Below are 17093 nucleotides of genomic sequence, written 5' to 3' on the forward strand. Positions count from 1 at the left end.
GACGAACGTTTTTTTCTCGGTGTGGTTCCTTGAAGCACGTGGCCCGACGTGGGCCCGGTGGAGCGAATGGGATGGCGAGCAAGGCCAAGCAGTCTGCGGGTCGGGCAAGCGGATCGGGCGCGGGGAAAAGTGGCGGCGGAGCCGCACAGGGCGCTCGGGGGGACCGCGGGACGAAGTCGCAGGCACCGGATGGGGCGGGGAAGTCGGATCCGCGCAAGGCGCTCGAGAAGCTCGTCGATGCGGGCAAGACGAAGGGCTTTCTCACGTATGACGAGGTGAACGACGCGCTGCCCGCGGACGTCTCTCCCGATCAGCTCGACGACGTCGTTGGCGCCCTCGGCGACGAGGACATCGAGATCGTCGACGGCGCGACGCAGGTGAAGATCGCGCCGAAGCGCATCGCGGACGAAGAAGCGAGCGACAAGAAGCTCGTCGTCACGCAGGATCGCGAGGAAGAGGACGTCGACTACTACTCGAAGTCGAACGATCCCGTCCGGATGTACCTGCGCAAGATGGGGAGCGTCTCGCTCCTCACGCGTGAGGGCGAGGTCGAGATCGCCAAGCGCATCGAGCAGGGCGAGCAGTCGGTCAACGCCGCGATCCTCGACTCGCCGATCGCGGTGCGCGAGATCATCGACCTCGGCGAGAAGCTCCGGAAGCACAAGATCCGCGTCAAGGAGCTCATCAAGGACGCGGAGAGCGACGATCAGGAGTTCGACGAGGAGGAGGCTGATCGCCGCATCATCCGCCTCATCGACAAGGTCAAGCGCCTCGACAAGAAGAAGGCCGACCTGCTCGAAGAGCGCAAGGAGGTCAAGACCGACGGCCGTCGCAAGCAGCTCGACGCCGAGGTCGTGTTGACCACGGGCGAGCTCGTGACGACGCTCGAGGAGATGCGCCTCAACAAGAAGACGATCGACAAGATCGTGCAGAAGTTGAAGGGCCTCATCTCGAAGGTGGAGAAGGCCGAGGCCGGCGCGACCGAGATCGAGAAGCGCACAGGCATGAGCAAGGCCGAGCTCCGCCGCGAGCTCGCGAAGGTGAAGGGCAACAAGCTCGCCGAGGCGCGGCTCGCGAAGAAGCTGAACGTCTCGCGCGAGGACCTGCTCGACCTCGAGTCCACCCTGAAGAACGCGCAGAAGGGGCTCAAGAAGGTCGAGGAAGAGCTCAACATCGATGTCGAGGCCATCCGCGGCACCTACGAGAGCATCCGCGAAGGCGAGCGCATGGCCGAGCGCGCGAAGGCCGAGCTCGTCGAGGCGAACCTCCGGCTCGTCGTCTCCATCGCGAAGAAGTACACGAACCGCGGCCTGCAGTTCCTCGACCTGATCCAGGAGGGGAACATCGGCCTTATGAAGGCCGTCGACAAGTTCGAGTACAAGCGCGGCTACAAGTTCTCGACGTACGCGACGTGGTGGATCCGGCAGGCCATCACGCGCGCGATCGCCGATCAAGCCCGGACCATCCGCATCCCGGTCCACATGATCGAGACGATCAACAAGCTCATCCGCACCTCGCGTTACCTCGTGCAGGAGTACGGCCGCGAGCCGACCCCCGAGGAGATCGCCGAGAAGATGGAGCTGCCGCTCGACAAGGTTCGCAAGGTCCTGAAGATCGCGAAGGAGCCCATCTCGCTCGAGACCCCGATCGGCGAGGAGGAAGATTCGCATCTCGGCGACTTCATCGAGGACAAGAGCGTGATCTCGCCGGCCGAGGCGGTGATCAACATGAACCTCGCCGAGCAGACCCGGAAGGTGCTGAAGACGCTCACCCCTCGGGAGGAAAAAGTCCTCCGCATGCGCTTCGGCATCGGCGAGAAGAGCGATCACACGCTCGAAGAGGTCGGCCAGGACTTCGAGGTCACGCGCGAGCGCATCCGGCAGATCGAGGCCAAGGCGCTGCGCAAGCTCCGGCACCCGAGCCGCTCGAAGCAGCTCAAGAGCTTCATCGACAGCTAGTCGTCACGGGGGAACGAATGAAACCGAGGGGTGCTCCGATGCGATGGTTCGCGGGGGGAGCGCCCCTCGTCTTTTTGGCGCTCGCGCTCGCGCAGGCGGGCTGCGCGCGCAACGTGAACGAGGACGACTGCAAGGCCGTGGGCGAGCACCTGCACGCGCTCTGGACCGCCGAGGCGAAGTTCCCCGAGGCAGCGAGCCCGTCCGCAGAGAAGGCCGTCGCCGTCGTGAAGAGCGAAGGGCAACGGCTGGAAGAGTCGTTCGTCACGGACTGCAAGCGCGACCTCCTCGGCAAGCCCCGCGCGTCCGGCGAGTTCTCCTGCCTGAGCCACGCGAAGACGCTCGCCGACGTGCGAACGTGCGCGACGATCCCCGCTCACTAGTCCCGGTGGGGCGCCGGCCCCACGCCCCGGGTTCGCTGTGCGTCCGCCCTAGTTGAGGTAGCGCTTGTCCTTCGGGGGCGTCTTCGAGCCGCCCTCGATCACACGCAGCGGAGGACCAGCGGCGCGGCGCGCGCGGGCAGCCGCAGCCGATGCGGCGGCCTCGGCACGCAGGGCCGCCGTCTGCGACTGGATCTGGCGCAGGCGCAGCTTGAGGTAGAGGCGCCGGAGCGGCGAACGATCGCCGAAGAGCCAGCCGGCCAGCATGCCGCCGAACGGGGTCACGAGGCCCTCGGGCATGTGCCGATTCAGCGCGATCACGTTCAGCACGGAGAGCACGAACACGATCGCGACCATCGTGTAGGCCGACACGGGCAACACGAAGAACATTCGCACTTGCGCATCGCGGTTCTGCAGCGCCCACGCGACGGCGACAGCCTCGATCATGCCGAGCCCGCCGTACCACACGACCTGGTTCAGCTTGGGCACGAGCGCGCCCACGGCGACCTGCGTCGCGAACGCGAACGCCCCCGCGCCGAACAGGAAGATGAGCATCCGTCGCGCGCCCCAGCGCGACTCGAGCGTGGGGGCGAGGAAGTACAGGCCGAGGATGGTCATCAAGAAATGACCAGGGCTCGACGTGTCGTGGAAGAGCGGGGCTGTGAAGAGGCGCCAGACCTGGCCGCGCAGCACGCCCGAGGTCGTGCCGGCCATGAACTGGGCGACGCTCGTGCCGACCTCCACCCAGTTGATGCTCAGCGCGAGGCCGACCCACAGGACGGTGATGCCGATCATCATCCCGCTGATGGCCTTGCCAGGCCGAGGCAGGACGAATTGGACGGGGCTAGGGCGCATCGTCCATGGAGCTACCAACAGGAACGCGGGCGGGCAACCGGAGGGCGCAGGAAAGGCACCTCGAGCCGTCCTGAGCGGGGTCGACTCCGCTCGTGGCGGAGCCGCTGCGTCAGAAGAAGTTGCCGATGGTGAACTGGAAGTCGGACGCCTTCTCGTAGGGCAGCGGCTTGAACGGGAAGCCGTACTCGAAGCGCAGCGGGCCGAGCGGCGAGAACCAGCGCAGGCCGAAGCCCCAGGACGTGCGGACGTTGAGGAGCTGCGACGCCGTGAAGCAGGGGTTCGTCGCGGAGAACGGCGACGCCGGGTTCGCCTCGCAGTAGTTGCGCTCGAGGTTCCAGGCGTTGCCGAGGTCGGTGAAGATGACGCCGCGGATGCCGACCTGCTCCAGGATCGTGAACTCGAGCTCGGCGTTCTGGTAGTACATCAGGTTGCCGCCGATGTTCGTCCCGTTGGGGAAGGGGCGCGCGTTCGGGTCGAGCGTCTGGTTCAGCGTCAGGCGCGGGCCGACGCTGCGGAGGGGGAAGCCACGCAGGTCGAGGATGCCGCCGAGGAAGAAGCGCGCGAAGATCGGCACGCCCTCGGGCGAGGGGCTCGTCACCGCGCCGAACTCGCTGTTCACCTTGAAGACGAGCCAGTCGCGGATCGGGTAGTAGAAGCGCGCGGTGTTCCGGAACCGGACGAACTGCTGCTCGCTGCCGAGGTACTTCGAGGCGAGCTCGACCGAGCCCTGGAGGAAGATACCCGACGACGGGAAGAGCTGGTTGTTGCGGGTGTCGTAGGTGATCGTCGGCCGGATGCTCGACGTGATGCCGTCGTTGTAGACGTTCGCGAGCGGCACGCTCTGGAAGAAGTTGACCGAGGAGGCCGTGCCGAAGAGCGTCGACGTCGTCTGCGTGGAGATCTCGTTCGACTCGAGGGTGTACGTGAGGTTGACGCGGAGCTCGGGCTGGATGATCGGGTAGCCGAGCGTGAGCGCGCCGCCGAGCGAGGTCTGCGAGAAGTCGTTGTAGACGCGGAGCTGATCGTACGCGCTGATGGCCGCAGAGAACTGCGTGTCGAAGAGGTACGGCTCGACGAACCGGACGTCGATGAGCTGGCGGAGGCCGGAGATCTGCGCCTGCAAGGCGAGCGATTGACCGCGCCCGAAGAGGTTCTGCTGCTGGACCGTCGCCGTCGCGATGAAGTTCTCGATGCTGGAGAAGCCCGCGCCGACCTGGAAGGTGCCCGTCGGCTTCTCGACCACCTCGACGTTCACGTTGATGTGCTCAGCGTCGTCGCCTTGCTCGGTCGAGATGTCGACGCGCTCGAAGTAGCCGAGCATCGTGATGCGGCGCTTGCTGCGCTCGAGCTTCGACTCGCTGAAGAGCTGCTCCTCGAACACTTCCATCTCGCGACGGATGACCTTGTCGCGGGTCTTCGTGTTGCCGCGGATCTCGATGCGCCCGATCTTGATCGGCTGGTTGCGCCGGATCGCGACGATGATGTCGACCTCTTGCCGCTCGGGATCGAGGTCGGTCGCGGGCGGGGCCTCCACGTTCGCGTAGCCCTGATCCCGATACATCGTCTGGATCTGCCCGAGATCCGCGGCGAGCTCGGCGCGGTTGAACCAGTCGCCGCTCTTCGCGCGGATCATCTCGCGCAGCCGCCTGCGGCCGCCGATGGGCTCGATCTCCTTGCCCTCGGCGTCGCGCTCGTAGACGCGGAGCTGTCGGATCTTGTAGCGCGGGCCCTCGTTGATGGTGAGCGTCACCTCGATGCCCGTGCGGTCCGGCGTGAGCATCACGCGCGGCGTCGCGATCTGCACCGAGAGGAAGCCGCGGTCGTAGTAGAGCGCCGAGAGCACGAGCACGTCGCGCTCGAACGCGTCCTGCCGGAACGCGCCGCCCGTGCCGAAGTCGAAGAAGCTGCCCTGCCCGGTGATCATCACCTCGCGCAGCTCGGAATCGGGAATGTTGTTGTTCCCGATGAACGTGACGCGCCGGACCGTGACCCGCTCGTGCTCCTTGATCTTGAAGCGGAGCAGCACCTCGTTGTCGCGCTGCGGGACGGTCTCATACGAGACCTCGGCGAGGAAGTAACCCTCCTCCGCGTACTTGTCGCGCAGCTTCTGGATGCCGCGGCGGATGGCGTTGTAGCTGAGGATCGTGCCGGTCTTGACCTCGACGCTGAGCGCCTCCGTGAGGTCTTCCGCGTTGATGTTCTGGTTCCCGTCGAACTCGATCGTCTTGATGTTCGGACGTTCGCGCACGAGGATCCGCAGGTGGACCCCGTCGTCGCGGCGGGTCAGGTCGGCCTCGACATCCTCGAAGAAGCCCGAGTCCCAGAGCTCGCGCACGTCGCGCGAGAGTCCTTCCGGCGTGAAGGGTTTGCCCACGCGCGCCGTGCCGAGATACGCGCGGATGTCGTCCGCCGAGATGCGACGGTTGCCCGCGATGACGACGCGCGCGACGGGCTGGCCACGCGCGAGGTCTGCTTCGGTCGGCGCGAGCGTCGGCACCGGCGCAGCGGCCTCTTCCGGACGCGCACCGGGCGCGCCGGTGCCGTTTCCATTCGGCGCCGCGGGCTGCTCTTCGCCTTCGTCCGCGCCTTCCTCGGCGCTTTGTCCCGCCGCACCTTTCGCCGCTGCGGGCGGCGCTGCGCCTGCGGGCGGACCCCCTTGCGCGAAGGCCACCCGAGGCGAGATCCCAACGATCGTGAAGACGACCAGAAGGGCGCTCGTCCACAGGAGCCGGAGCCGGCTCGTTAGGCGGATGGGTGGGGTGGGCATCGTAAACAAGGGGCGCCTCCCCGTAGCCCAGCGGGCCAGAGGTCTCAAGGTGGGAACCACTGGTTTTCCATGTCCATGTGTGGACGGTAGGGCGCCCGGGACGCGGGGCGTCCGTCGGAAGGAGGCCGGATCGATGGGGACGGGGCCTGATTCGCCGGCAGAATCCCTTCGGACGAACGCGTTTCAGGGCCGGCGTGCCCGCCCCGTCCGTGCCGCCGTGGCTTGACCGATCGGCGCTCCGTGGGTAATGGCATCCCCCTGCCTGCGGTCCACTGAACGCGGGTACACCGTCGATTCCTGGGGGGCACGCGCTAGCCGAGGCGGCGGCGCGTGGCCTCCCCACCCTGGAGATAACGCCCGTGCCCCCTGCCCAGCAGGTTCCGTTTCCCCTCGATGGCGAGGGTGGTCAGAAGAGGCCTCGGCGCGCCCCCAAGACACCGGGCGGGAGCGAGCCGCCGCCGCCTCCCCCTGTGCCCGACACGTCACTCGCGGACGAGGCGCAGCGCAAGTACCTGAACTACGCGCTGAGCGTCATCACGTCGCGCGCGCTTCCCGACGTGCGCGACGGCCTGAAGCCGGTGCAGCGCCGCATCCTCTACGCGATGCTGCACGACCTGCACCTCGCCCCCGACGGGCGCTTCCGCAAGAGCGCGGCCGTGGTCGGCGACGTGATGGGTAAGTACCACCCGCACGGCGACACGGCGATCTACGACGCGATGGTCCGGCTCGCGCAGGACTTCGTGATGCGCGCGCCGCTCGTCGCAGGCCACGGCAACTTCGGCTCGATCGACGGCGATGCACCCGCCGCGATGCGTTACACCGAAGCGAAGCTGCGGCCGCTCGCGATCGAACTGCTCGGCGAGCTCGGCAAGCGCACCGTGGAGTGGCGGCCGAACTACGACGGCACGAAGAACGAACCGGTCATCCTGCCGGCGCGCTTCCCGAACCTGCTCGTGAACGGCTCGCAGGGCATCGCCGTCGGCATGGCGACGAGCATCCCGCCGCACAACCTCATGGAGGTGCTCGACGCCTGCATCGAGCTCTCGAACCAGCGGGATCTGCCGGTGAGCCGGCTCTTGAAGAAGATCAAGGGTCCTGACTTCCCGACGGGTGGACAGCTCCACGCGACGAAGGAGGAGCTCGAGGCGGTCTACACGACGGGCCAGGGCTCGCTGAAGCTACGCGGCGAGTGGAAGATCGAAGAGGACGACTCGAAGCGCGGGCCCTCGTTCCTCGTGGTCACGTCGATCCCGTACGGCGTCGAGCGCAAGGCGATCGTCGAGAAGATCGCCGAGGTGATCCTCTCGAAGAAGCTGCCGCCGCTGCTCGACGTGCGGGACGAGTCGACGGACCTCGTGCGCATCGTGCTGGAGACGAAGCGCGGGACGGATCCGCAGCTCGTGATGGCGTACCTCTACAAGAACACGCCGCTCGCGGTGCACGTGCCGGTGAACCTCACCTGCCTCGTGCCCACGGACAACCCCGACGTCGCCGCGCCGAAGCGCCTCGGGCTCGACGAGATCCTGAACCAGTTCCTGACGTTCCGGTACTCGACGGTGACGCGGCGGCTGGAGTTCGACCTCGGCGAGCTCAAGGCGCGCATCCACGTCCTCGAAGGCCTCGAGATCGTCTTCGACGCGCTCGACGAGGTGATCGCGATCATCCGCAAGAGCGAAGGCAAGGCGGACGCCGCGAGCAAGCTGATCAAGCGCTTCAACCTCTCGGAGGAGCAGACGGACGCGATCCTGGAGCTCCGCCTCTACCGGCTCGCGCGGCTGGAGATCCAGGTCGTGCGCAAGGAGCTCGCGGACAAACGCGCCGAGGCCAAGCGCCTCGACGCGCTGCTCAAGAGCGACACGAGGCGCTGGGACCTCGTGCGCGACGAGCTCGCGCAGATGAAGGAGAAGTACGGCGATCGTCGTCGTACAAAGATCATGGGCGCGGTCGACGAGCCGGAGTTCCAGGCCGAGGACTTCATCGTCGCAGAAGACGCGAACATCGTTTTGAGTTCCCAGGGTTGGGTGAAGCGCGTCCGCGAGCTCAAGGACCCGTCCGCGACGCGCCTGCGCGAGGGCGACAGCGTGCTCGCGGCCGTCGCCGGCTCGACGCGCTCGGCCGTCGCGTTCTTCTCAAACCTCGGCGCCTGCTACGTCTGCCGCATCCACGACATCCCGCCCTCGACGGGCTACGGCGATCCTGTCCAGAAGCTCTTCAAGCTGGCCGACGGCGAGCGGATGGTCGCGATGATCTCGCTCGATCCGCGCGCGCTCGGCGAGGAGCTCTCTGCGCCCACCGAGGGCGCGGCCGAGCCCGAGCCGCCCTTCGCGCTGGCGCTCACGCGCGGCGGCCTGGCTTTCCGTTTCTCGCTCCGCCAGCACCGCGAGCCGAGCACCCGCGCGGGCCGCAAGTTCGCGAAGCTGAACGAGGGCGACGAGGTCCTCGCCGTGCTGCTCCCGAGCGCCGGCCGCACCGTCGTGTGCGTCGCGAGCAACGGCTTCGCGCTCGGCGTGCTCGTGGAGGAGATCGGCGTGCTCTCGGGTGCAGGCAAGGGCGCGATCGTGATGAAGATCGACGAGGGCGAGCGTGTCGTCGGCGCGATGCTCGACGATCGTGACGCCATCGAGGTCGAGACCGAGAAGGGCAAGGTCGCGCGCGAGTCCGTGCAGAAGGTTCGAGGCACGCGCGGCGAGTTCGGCCGGCAGGTCTTCCCCAAGAAGGACCGCGTCGTCCGGCTCGTCCTGCCCCCCGTCGCGACGCCCGTCCTCGGCAAGCCCGAGGAGGAGAGCTGATCCATGGCAACGACCGCTAACCCGCAGCCCGCCTCCGGGTCGCGCTACACCGCAAAGGACATCGAGGTCCTCGAAGGCCTCGAGCCGGTGCGCAAGCGCCCCGCGATGTACATCGGCGGGACCGACACGCGCGGCTACCATCACCTGCTTTGGGAGATCGTCGACAACGCGGTCGACGAGGCGATCAACGGCCACGCCAAGCGCATCGAGGTGACGCTCGACGCCGATCGGCGCGGCGCCACGATCGCCGACGACGGCCGCGGCTTCCCGGTCGACGTGCACCCGAAGTACGGCAAACCCGCGCTCGAGCTCATCCTCTGCACGCTGCACGCCGGCGGCAAGTTCGCGAGCTCGAACTACAAGGTCTCCGGCGGCCTGCACGGCGTCGGTTCGAGCGTGGTGAACGCGCTCTCCGTCGAGCTCGACGTGAAGGTCCTCCGTGACGGCTTCGAGCACGTGCAGGCCTTCAGCCGAGGCACGCCGACGGGCAAGCTGAAGCGCGGCGCCCCGACCCGCAAGCACGGGACGGTGCTGCACTTCCGCCCCGACCCCGAAATCTTTGGGGACAAAGCATCGTTCGACGCGGACACCGTCAGGGAGCGCCTCGAAGCGAAGGCCTACCTGCACGGCGGCCTTCTCATCATCTTCAAGGACCAGGCGACGGGCGAGACCGTCGAGCTCGTGCACCCGAACGGGATCGTCGACTACCTGCCGAAGCTCGTCACGCAGCGAGGCAAGCCCGCGGTGCACGCGTCGATGTTTCACGTCGCGAAGGACGGCGACATCCGGCTCGAAGCCGCGCTGCTCTGGACCGAGTCGCCCGAAGAGTCGGTGCGCTCCTACGTGAACGGCATCCCGACGCACTCGGGCGGCTCGCATGAGAGCGGCTTCAACACCGCGATCGTGAAGGCCGTGCGCGCCTTCATCGAGGCCAAGAAGATCCAGCCGAAGGGCGTGACGCTCACGGCCGAGGACATCCGCGAGGGCATCGTCGGCCTCCTGTCGATCTACATCCAGGAGCCGCAGTTCCAGGGACAAACCAAGGATCGGCTGAACAACGCCGAGGCCGGCCCCGCCGTCGAAGGCATCGTGCGCCCCGCGCTCGAGCAATGGCTGCTCGAGAACGGCACGGCCGGCGAGGCGATCGTGATGCGCGCGATCCTGGCCGCCCGCGCCCGCGAAGCCCGCCGCGAGGCGACGCAGCAGGTCGTCCGCAAGACGGCCGTCTCGCACCGCCTGAACCTGCCCGGCAAGCTCGCCGACTGCAGCTCCACCGACCCGAACGAGAGCGAGCTCTTCATCGTCGAGGGCGACAGCGCAGGCGGCTCCGCTAAACAGGGCCGCGACCGACGCACGCAGGCGATCCTGCCCCTGCGCGGCAAGGTGCTGAACGCCGAGCAAGCCTCGACGTCGAAGGTGCTCTCGAACAAGGAGCTCCAGGACATCGTCAGCGCGCTCGGCTGCGGCTTCGGCAAGGACTTCGACGCCTCGAAGCTCCGTTACGGCCGGATCTTCCTGCTGATGGACGCCGACAGCGACGGCCAGCACATCGCCACGCTGCTCCTCACGTTCTTCTACCGCCACCTGCCGGGCCTCATCCGCGGCGGCCACGTCTACCTCGCGCAACCTCCGCTCTACCGAATCGACGCGGGCAAGGAGACGCACTGGGCCCTCGACGAGAAGGAGCGCGACCGCATCCTCGTCAAGCTGCCCAAGGGCCACAAACCGGAGATCTCCCGCTTCAAGGGCCTCGGCGAGATGCCCGCCGAGGACCTCAAATCCACGACGCTCGACCCGCGCCGCCGCCGCGCCCTGCGCGTGGTCATCGAAGGCGAGCTCGAGACCGATCGCATCCTGAACGAGCTCATGGGCAAAGACGCCTCGGCCCGCTTCCGGTTCATCATGGACCGAGCCCAAAGCGCCGAAATCGACGTCTGATCCCGGGCCTGCCCCGCCCCTGCCCCGCCCCTGCCCCCCTCCCCTCACCTCCGCGGTTCGTCCCCACGCACCACCGGTGCGTCCGGGATCACGCGCGCCCGCCGCTTGCGCAATCCTCGCCCCAACGTCGAAGCGCTGCGACGGTCATCCGGAGCCGAACCTGCGCGAGTTGAGCAGACTCGGCGCAACACGAGATCCACCCGCTCATACGCAGGATTAGGCCCGAGCGCCGAGACCCGCAAGGGTCGGAACGATGCTCGGCGGGCCTCGCCACACCGCCAAAGATCCGCCAGATCCGCGCAAAATCCCGGCACATTTGCGTTCCCGGTCACCACGCAAACCTGAGCCTGAGCCCACAGGCGGCGTTATGCGCATCCGATATTGGTATGCCTATATGGTAAATTCAGATACCAGCCCCACCCCCTGATGACCTTCGGCCCGAGGGTTGCAAAGGCAGAACATCGAGTTGCCGTCACGGCGCCGCATGCAGCGGCGAGAGTCCCCGTGGCAAGGAGAGGTTCCCGTGAGCGATGCGCTTTCTTTGACGATGCTGGACGCACCCTCCGCCGCCCGTATGCCCTCGGCCTCGCACATGCCGCCATTTGCGGTTCGCCAGGCCCCCATCACCCAAACGCTGCCGAAGATCCCCGCTCCGCAGCCGTCACAAATCATCCCGAAGAGCACGCCCGAGCGCATGCGGGTCGCCCGCGAACGCATCCGGGCCGCCGCAGAAGCCGGTCAACGAATCCGCTCGTACGAGGTCGCTCTCGACCTCGACCTGTCCGAGTTCCACTTCGCCCGGCAGTTCCGCGCCGCCTTCGGTCGCTCTCCTCACGTGTTCTACGATGAGGTGCGCGCCCAAAAAGCCCGCGAGCTGCTCACCGAAGGCATGAGCGAAGGCGACGTCGCCCGCCGCATCGGCTTCCGCAGGCCCGCCGAGCTGCGTGCCCTGCTGTCGAAGCGCTGAGCCGAAGTTGCTCGTTCAACGTCTCGCCGGTGATCCGGCTTCTTTCCTCACAACGTAGCGCCGGGGTTTCACCCCGGACCCGACCAGGGGCTCTCCGCCCCTGGACCCGGACCAGGGCAAGCCCTGGACGCGGGGCGACAGCGCGCGATGCGCGCTGTCGACAAGGAAGACGTTCCCAGCAAATAGAGCAGCGCTGCTGTCTCGACTGGCAAAATCGTGGAGGGTCTTGCCACGGACCCGTCGGAAAAACCGCGCCTCGCGCGGTTTTCCGCCCTCGGTCCAGGCCGTGCCTGGTCCGGGGTGAAGGGGGCGGACAGCCCCCTTCCGGGGTGCGGGGTAGAGCCCCGCTCATCCGCGCGGACGACGAGACGCGGCGCTGGCTCCGCTCTGCGGAGCGGGTGTCGCGGCGTCAGCGGGCTGCGCGACGAAGGACGCTGACGCCGGGCCAGGTCTTGCCGCGATCCGTGACTTCCCACTCGTCCGCGCCGAGAAACCGGCACTTCGCGCCGTCGAACATGCCTCCGCTCGCTCGAAGCGTGAAGGCGTCGCCGGACTCGCCTTCCACCTGATACGGCGCGCTTTCGTCGGGCGTCTTTGAGGTCCGCACGCTCTGCGCATCCTTGTCGAACCCGATGCGCAGCGACTCGAACAGGTCCGCCATCAGCGGCATCGCCTCGTTCGGGATCGGGTGATCCGACGTGTATCGGACGATCTCCCACGTCCCCTGAAGCTTCTTCTTCACACCCACGAGCTCGGGCTCGGCGGGTTTGTCCGCCTCGATCGCCGCGCCCGTCGATGGCCCTTCCACGGCCTGCCCACTGCCACCCGCGCAGCCCACGAGGAGCGGCACGAACATGATCCCAAGGCGAAAGCGTCCCACGATCCAGGAAGGTACGCCGACTTTGGGAGTCACCTCAAGTCTGCCGCGAACCAACCCCGATCCGCTGGTGCTGGAGCGAAGGCAAGCTCGCCCGGACGTGCGCGAGGTACGCCGGATCGAGCGTGCCGACGACGATCCCCTCCCCCTCCGAAGCCTGCGCCACGACCTCCCCCCAAGGGTCGACGATGCACGACTTGCCGTACGTCTTGCGCCCCTTCGGATGGCTCCCCCATTGCGCCGCCGCGATCACGTAACACTGCGCCTCGATCGCTCGCGCACGCAGGAGCACGTGCCAGTGGTCCTTGCCCGTCGCGAGCGTGAACGCCGCCGGCACGAGGAGCACCTCTGCGCCACGCGCGACGAGCTCGCGATACAGCTCGGGGAAGCGCAGATCGTAGCAGATGGAGAGGCCGATCCGCGTGCCTGCGACGTCGACGACGACGGGCTCGTCGCCCGGCATGCACGAGGCCGACTCGCGGTAGCGCTGGCCATCCCCGACCTCGACGTCAAACATGTGGATCTTGCGGTACCGCGCGACGATCTCGCCCGACGGCGCGACCGCGGCGAAGGTGTTGTGCACACGCTTCGGATCGGACGAGCGCTCGGGGAGGCCGCCCGCGAGGATCCAGACGCCGTGTTTCGTGGCGTTTTCTGCGAGGAACGCGCGAATCCGGCCGCCGTCCGTGGCGTCGAGATCCTCGGCGACGCGCAGCCGCTCGTCGTCGTCCCCGCCCATGAACGCGAAGTTCTCGGGCAAGACCACGACCTTCGCGCCGCGCGAAGCAGCCTCGGCCACGAGGCGCCCGGCTCGGCCGAGGTTCTCGACGAGATCCGCTTGGCTGTTCATCTGCACCGCGGCAGCAACAAGAGGCTCACGCATGCGGGGAAGCCTACCTCGCGCGACGTGTCGCGTGTCGAACATGAGGTTCGTCCACTGAAATCGACCAGAGCGCGCGCATGCCCCTTCCCGACCTCGGATGGGCCGCTATTCTGCGCGCCGCATGGGGCCCCTCTCGTACCTGCCGCGGTCGGTTCTCGGCGTGGCGCAAGAGATCGTGCGGCACCTCCTCAAAAGGCCCGTGGTCGGCGTAGCCGTGGCCGCCCGGACGGAGGACGGGAGGTGGCTGCTCATCCGCCGCGCCGATACGGGGACCTGGGCGTTGCCCGGCGGCACGGTCGAGTGGGGCGAGACCCTGCGAACGACGGTCGTGCGGGAGCTCGACGAAGAGGCCGGGGTCGACGAGGTGACGATCGGCCCGATCGTGGGCGTGTTCTCGCGGCCGGATCGCGACGTGCGGTTTCACGCGGTCACGATCGTGGTGTCCGCGCGCGTGGCCGAGCCGAGCCGACCGCCGAAGAACCCGCTGGAGATCCGCGAGGCGCGGCTCTTCCGCGACGAGGAGCTGCCCGCGCCGCTGGCGATGGGGATGGACGACATGCTCGCCGCCGCGCGGCGCGGCGAGGTGGTGTTCGAGTGACGTTCGGAGCGACTTGAGGGAGGACACGAGGATGACGCACCTGCACCACGGCTGGGACAAGCAGCCGGATCCGGCCGTGCGAGCGCGGATCGACGAGCTCGCCGAGCGGATCGAGCGCTACCGCGCGAGCTACTACGCCGGCAAACCCGACATCTCGGACGCCGCCTACGACGCGCTCGAAGACGAGCTGCGTGATCTCGATCCGACACACCCGGCGCTGGCGCGCGTCGGCACGCCGGTGGCCGTGACCGAGTGGGAAAAAGCTCGGCACGAGATCCCTATGGGCTCGCTGAACAAGGTCGTGAACGAGGCCGAGCTCGAAGCCTGGGCCACGCGCTGCGACGAGCTCGTCGTGAAGGAAGGCGGCAAGGCGATCTCGGACGATCTCTTCGTCGCGGAGAAGCTCGACGGGATCTCGATCGAGGTGATCTACCGCGACGGCAAGTACGCCGACGCGATCACGCGCGGTGACGGGATCATGGGCGAGCGCATCTCGCCGAACGTGGCCCGCATGCGCGGCGTGCCGCAGAAGCTGAAGGAAAAACTCACGCTCAGCGTGCGCGGCGAGATCATCCTCAAGCTGTCGGACATGAAGAAGTCGTTCCCGGGCGTGGCGAACCCGCGCAACGCCGCCGCCGGGACGTCGAAGCGCTTCGACGGCCAAGGCTGCGAGCACCTGACGGTGCTGTTCTACGACCTCGCCGATCACCTCGACATCACGACCGAGGAGCAGAAGATCACGTTCCTGCGCAAGCAAGGCTTCGGCACGCCCTGGACCGCGAAGGGCACGCTGAAGGACGTGCTCGGGATCTACCGGAAGTACTCGTCGGAGATCCGCGCGGGGCTCGACTACGAGATCGACGGGCTCGTGGTGCGCGCGAACTCGACGGCCGCGCAGACCTTGCTCGGCGAGGTGAACCGGAGGCCCCGCGGCGCGACCGCGTTCAAGTTCGCGTCGCAGGCGAAGGTGTCGAAGGTGGTGGAGATCCTCTGGGACACGGGCCCGAGCGGGCGCGTGACGCCGGTGGCGATCGTGGAGCCGGTGGAGCTCGCGGGCGCGACGGTGCAGCGCGCGAGCCTGCACAATGTGGGCAACGTGCGCGCGCTCGGGATCGGCGTGGGCGACGAGGTCCTGGTCTCGCGCCGGAACGACGTGATCCCGTACGTCGAAGAGGTGGTCGAGAAGGGCGGCAAGACGGAGCTGCCGCCGACGCGCTGCCGGCGCTGCGCGGCCGAGCTCGTGACGAGCGGCGAGTACCTGCTCTGCCGCAACCAGGAGTGCCCGGCGCTCGTCGAGGGCCGGATCCACAACTGGATCGACGCGATCGGCGCGCTCGAATGGGGCGACAAGCTGATCGAGCAGCTCGTCGAGGCAAAGCTCGTGAAGGAGCCGGGCGATCTCTACAAGCTGAAGCCGAAGCAGATCGCGGACCTCGAGCGGCGCGGCGACAAGATCGCGAAGAAGGTGCTCGACGAGCTGACGAGCCGGCTGCCGCTGACGCTGCCCGTGTTCCTGGCGGCGCTCGGCATCGAGGGGTTTGCGATCCAAACCGCGCGGCTGCTCGTGGCGTCGGGCTACACGACGATCGAAAAATTGCTCGCGGCGACGGAGCAGGATCTCGCGGGGATCTCGGGGCTCGGCCCGATCAAGGCCGGCATGATCGTGCGCGGGCTGCAGGGCCGCAAAGCCGAGATCGAGCGGCTGATCGCGCAAGGCATCGTGCCCGTGACGCAGGAGCAGGAAGGGCCGCTCGCGGGGATGTCGTTCTGCTTCACGGGCGCGCTGAGCCGCCCGCGCGGCGAGATGACGAACCTCGTGGAGACGAACGGCGGGCGTGTGCTCTCGGGCGTGACGAAGGAGCTCAACTACCTCGTGAGCGCCGAGGCGGACTCGACGTCGAGCAAGGCGCAGAAGGCGAAGAAGTACGGGACCGTGCTCCTCGACGAGGCTGGCTTCTTCAAGCTCATCCAAGACAAGGGCGTGAAGGTCTCCTGACCTCGCTCACGCCCACGCCCCGCTTCAACACTTGGAGCTACGCTCGGACAAGCCGAGCTACGCCCCAAACCCCCCTCACCAGTACGTATCCTGATCCTCGGTGACCCCGGCGAGCCGATCGAGGGTGATCGGCTCGCGCCCCGGCACGAGGATCCGCCCCGAGAACTCACCGGCGAGCTGAAGGAAACGCGAGCGGACGATCCCGAGGTCGTGGCGCTCGGTGTGAAGGCCGCTCGGCGTGAAGGTGAGATCGACGCGCTCGTCGGGCGCACGGACCTGCCAGCTCGAAAGAGGTCGTTCACGGTCAAACGAAAAACGGACCGCCGAGAGGGGCACGATCTCGCCGTCGATCCACGCGACACACTCACGATCCCCGACGAACCCCTCGGTGAGGTTCAAGGCGATGGGTTTGCCCTCGGCGGTGCGGCCGAGGCCAAAACCCCATCGCCACGCGGTGTGCCGTTCGAGCAGGCCCGCCGTGAAGTCGTACCCGGCGAGCGCTCCATCGAGCGAGAACTTGCGGCCCGCCGCGACGAGCGAGCCGTCCACCGAGAGGAGCGCGCGTTTCTCCGTCGTCGAGAAGAGGCCCTCCCGGAGCGCTGCGACCACCCCCAGCGCAGGCGGCGCCTTCGTGGTGCCGAGCCGCGCCTGAAGCTCGAGCCCCTGCATGCGTACGTCAATGGCGTAATCGCTCTGTCCGGCCGGTCTCGAAACAGAGAGGTGATTGGCACCGAGGTGGTAGGAGGCGAGGCAGCCTTCACCGCCGCTGTCGCCGATGAAGGCGCTGAAAGGCGGGCCCTTGGTGGTCTCGTCGACGAGGGCGCGGCCCTCGCGTCGATCCACGACGAAGGCGAAGGCGTTGGCGGCGTAGCCGAGGCGGATGATCGCGACGGCGCAGATGAGCTCGTCGGAGGCGATCGCCACGTAAAACCAGCGCTTTTCACGGCGCACGCGGGTGAGCGGGTTCTTCGCCGCGGCCCCGAAGGCGATGGGCGGCAGACCCCCGGCGTACGTGCCGAACCGAGGCCGCTGGGTGGTCGGGTCGAGGATCGCTTCGGGCGGAGTCCGGTGGATCTGCATCCACGGGA

At 67.7% G+C, this 17093-nt stretch carries 12 protein-coding genes; 7 read left to right on the plus strand and 5 right to left on the minus strand.

Going from position 1 to position 17093, the window contains the following annotated elements; translation table 11 throughout:
* Positions 1-71: 71 nt before the first annotated feature.
* Both rpoD and POL67_RS31680 read left to right on the plus strand, forming a co-directional pair.
* Positions 72-1958: an RNA polymerase sigma factor RpoD gene (gene rpoD / locus POL67_RS31675; protein WP_271923926.1), complete on the plus strand. Its 1887-nt coding sequence runs from the start codon at positions 72-74 to the stop codon at positions 1956-1958.
* 38 nt (positions 1959-1996) lie between these two features.
* Positions 1997-2338, plus strand: a complete 342-nt coding sequence (locus POL67_RS31680; protein ID WP_271923928.1) for a hypothetical protein — start codon at positions 1997-1999, stop codon at positions 2336-2338.
* Between the two features lie 48 nt (positions 2339-2386).
* Here POL67_RS31680 and POL67_RS31685 read toward each other — a convergent pair whose 3' ends face one another.
* Positions 2387-3190, minus strand: a complete 804-nt coding sequence (locus POL67_RS31685) for a rhomboid family intramembrane serine protease (RefSeq protein ID WP_271923930.1) — start codon at positions 3188-3190, stop codon at positions 2387-2389.
* A gap of 109 nt (positions 3191-3299) precedes the next feature.
* Positions 3300-5957: an outer membrane protein assembly factor BamA gene (gene bamA / locus POL67_RS31690; protein ID WP_271930923.1), complete on the minus strand. Its 2658-nt coding sequence runs from the start codon at positions 5955-5957 to the stop codon at positions 3300-3302.
* A 470-nt stretch (positions 5958-6427) separates the two neighbouring features.
* Between bamA and POL67_RS31695 the strand changes: the two genes are divergently transcribed.
* The 3 genes from POL67_RS31695 to POL67_RS53790 all read left to right on the plus strand — a co-directional run bounded on the left by POL67_RS31695 (position 6428) and on the right by POL67_RS53790 (position 11651).
* Positions 6428-8746, plus strand: a complete 2319-nt coding sequence (locus tag POL67_RS31695) for a DNA gyrase/topoisomerase IV subunit A (protein WP_271923933.1) — start codon at positions 6428-6430, stop codon at positions 8744-8746.
* Positions 8747-8749: 3 nt separating this feature from the next.
* The gene (locus tag POL67_RS31700; RefSeq protein WP_271923935.1) at positions 8750-10684 is read left to right on the plus strand and encodes a DNA gyrase/topoisomerase IV subunit B; all 1935 of its coding nucleotides are present in this window, start codon (positions 8750-8752) and stop codon (positions 10682-10684) included.
* Between the two features lie 523 nt (positions 10685-11207).
* Positions 11208-11651, plus strand: coding sequence for a helix-turn-helix domain-containing protein (locus POL67_RS53790; protein ID WP_170229247.1), 444 nt, complete (start codon positions 11208-11210; stop codon positions 11649-11651).
* Positions 11652-12060: 409 nt separating this feature from the next.
* Here the strand turns inward: POL67_RS53790 and POL67_RS31710 are convergent, their stop codons facing one another.
* Positions 12061-12507 carry a hypothetical protein gene (locus POL67_RS31710; RefSeq protein ID WP_271923939.1) on the minus strand — a complete coding sequence of 149 codons (447 nt, stop codon included), beginning with the start codon at positions 12505-12507 and terminating at the stop codon, positions 12061-12063.
* A gap of 58 nt (positions 12508-12565) precedes the next feature.
* A complete protein-coding gene (locus tag POL67_RS31715) occupies positions 12566-13411 on the minus strand; it encodes a carbon-nitrogen hydrolase family protein (RefSeq protein WP_271923941.1) in 846 nt (281 codons plus the stop codon).
* Positions 13412-13532: 121 nt separating this feature from the next.
* Between POL67_RS31715 and POL67_RS31720 the strand changes: the two genes are divergently transcribed.
* Positions 13533-14009, plus strand: a complete 477-nt coding sequence (locus POL67_RS31720) for an NUDIX hydrolase (RefSeq protein ID WP_271923943.1) — start codon at positions 13533-13535, stop codon at positions 14007-14009.
* A gap of 31 nt (positions 14010-14040) precedes the next feature.
* Entirely contained in the window at positions 14041-16005 is a 1965-nt protein-coding gene (gene ligA / locus POL67_RS31725) for an NAD-dependent DNA ligase LigA (protein WP_271923945.1), read from the plus strand.
* A 75-nt stretch (positions 16006-16080) separates the two neighbouring features.
* Here the strand turns inward: ligA and POL67_RS31730 are convergent, their stop codons facing one another.
* Entirely contained in the window at positions 16081-17085 is a 1005-nt protein-coding gene (locus POL67_RS31730; protein ID WP_271923947.1) for a DUF2804 domain-containing protein, read from the minus strand.
* Positions 17086-17093: the final 8 nt, after the last annotated feature.

Source organism: Polyangium mundeleinium, from assembly GCF_028369105.1.
Lineage (GTDB): Bacteria > Myxococcota_A > Polyangia > Polyangiales > Polyangiaceae > Polyangium > Polyangium mundeleinium.

Bases quoted from the DNA above. Each gene is read 5' to 3' on its own strand.
- bamA (WP_271930923.1), bottom strand. From the start codon at position 5,957: ATGCCCACCCCACCCATCCGCCTAACGAGCCGGCTCCGGCTCCTGTGG.
- POL67_RS31730 (WP_271923947.1), bottom strand. From the start codon at position 17,085: ATGCAGATCCACCGGACTCCGCCCGAAGCGATCCTCGACCCGACCACC.
- POL67_RS31680 (WP_271923928.1), top strand. From the start codon at position 1,997: ATGCGATGGTTCGCGGGGGGAGCGCCCCTCGTCTTTTTGGCGCTCGCG.
- ligA (WP_271923945.1), top strand. From the start codon at position 14,041: ATGACGCACCTGCACCACGGCTGGGACAAGCAGCCGGATCCGGCCGTG.
- POL67_RS31700 (WP_271923935.1), top strand. From the start codon at position 8,750: ATGGCAACGACCGCTAACCCGCAGCCCGCCTCCGGGTCGCGCTACACC.
- rpoD (WP_271923926.1), top strand. From the start codon at position 72: ATGGCGAGCAAGGCCAAGCAGTCTGCGGGTCGGGCAAGCGGATCGGGC.
- POL67_RS31715 (WP_271923941.1), bottom strand. From the start codon at position 13,411: ATGCGTGAGCCTCTTGTTGCTGCCGCGGTGCAGATGAACAGCCAAGCG.
- POL67_RS31685 (WP_271923930.1), bottom strand. From the start codon at position 3,190: ATGCGCCCTAGCCCCGTCCAATTCGTCCTGCCTCGGCCTGGCAAGGCC.
- POL67_RS31720 (WP_271923943.1), top strand. From the start codon at position 13,533: ATGGGGCCCCTCTCGTACCTGCCGCGGTCGGTTCTCGGCGTGGCGCAA.
- POL67_RS31710 (WP_271923939.1), bottom strand. From the start codon at position 12,507: ATGTTCGTGCCGCTCCTCGTGGGCTGCGCGGGTGGCAGTGGGCAGGCC.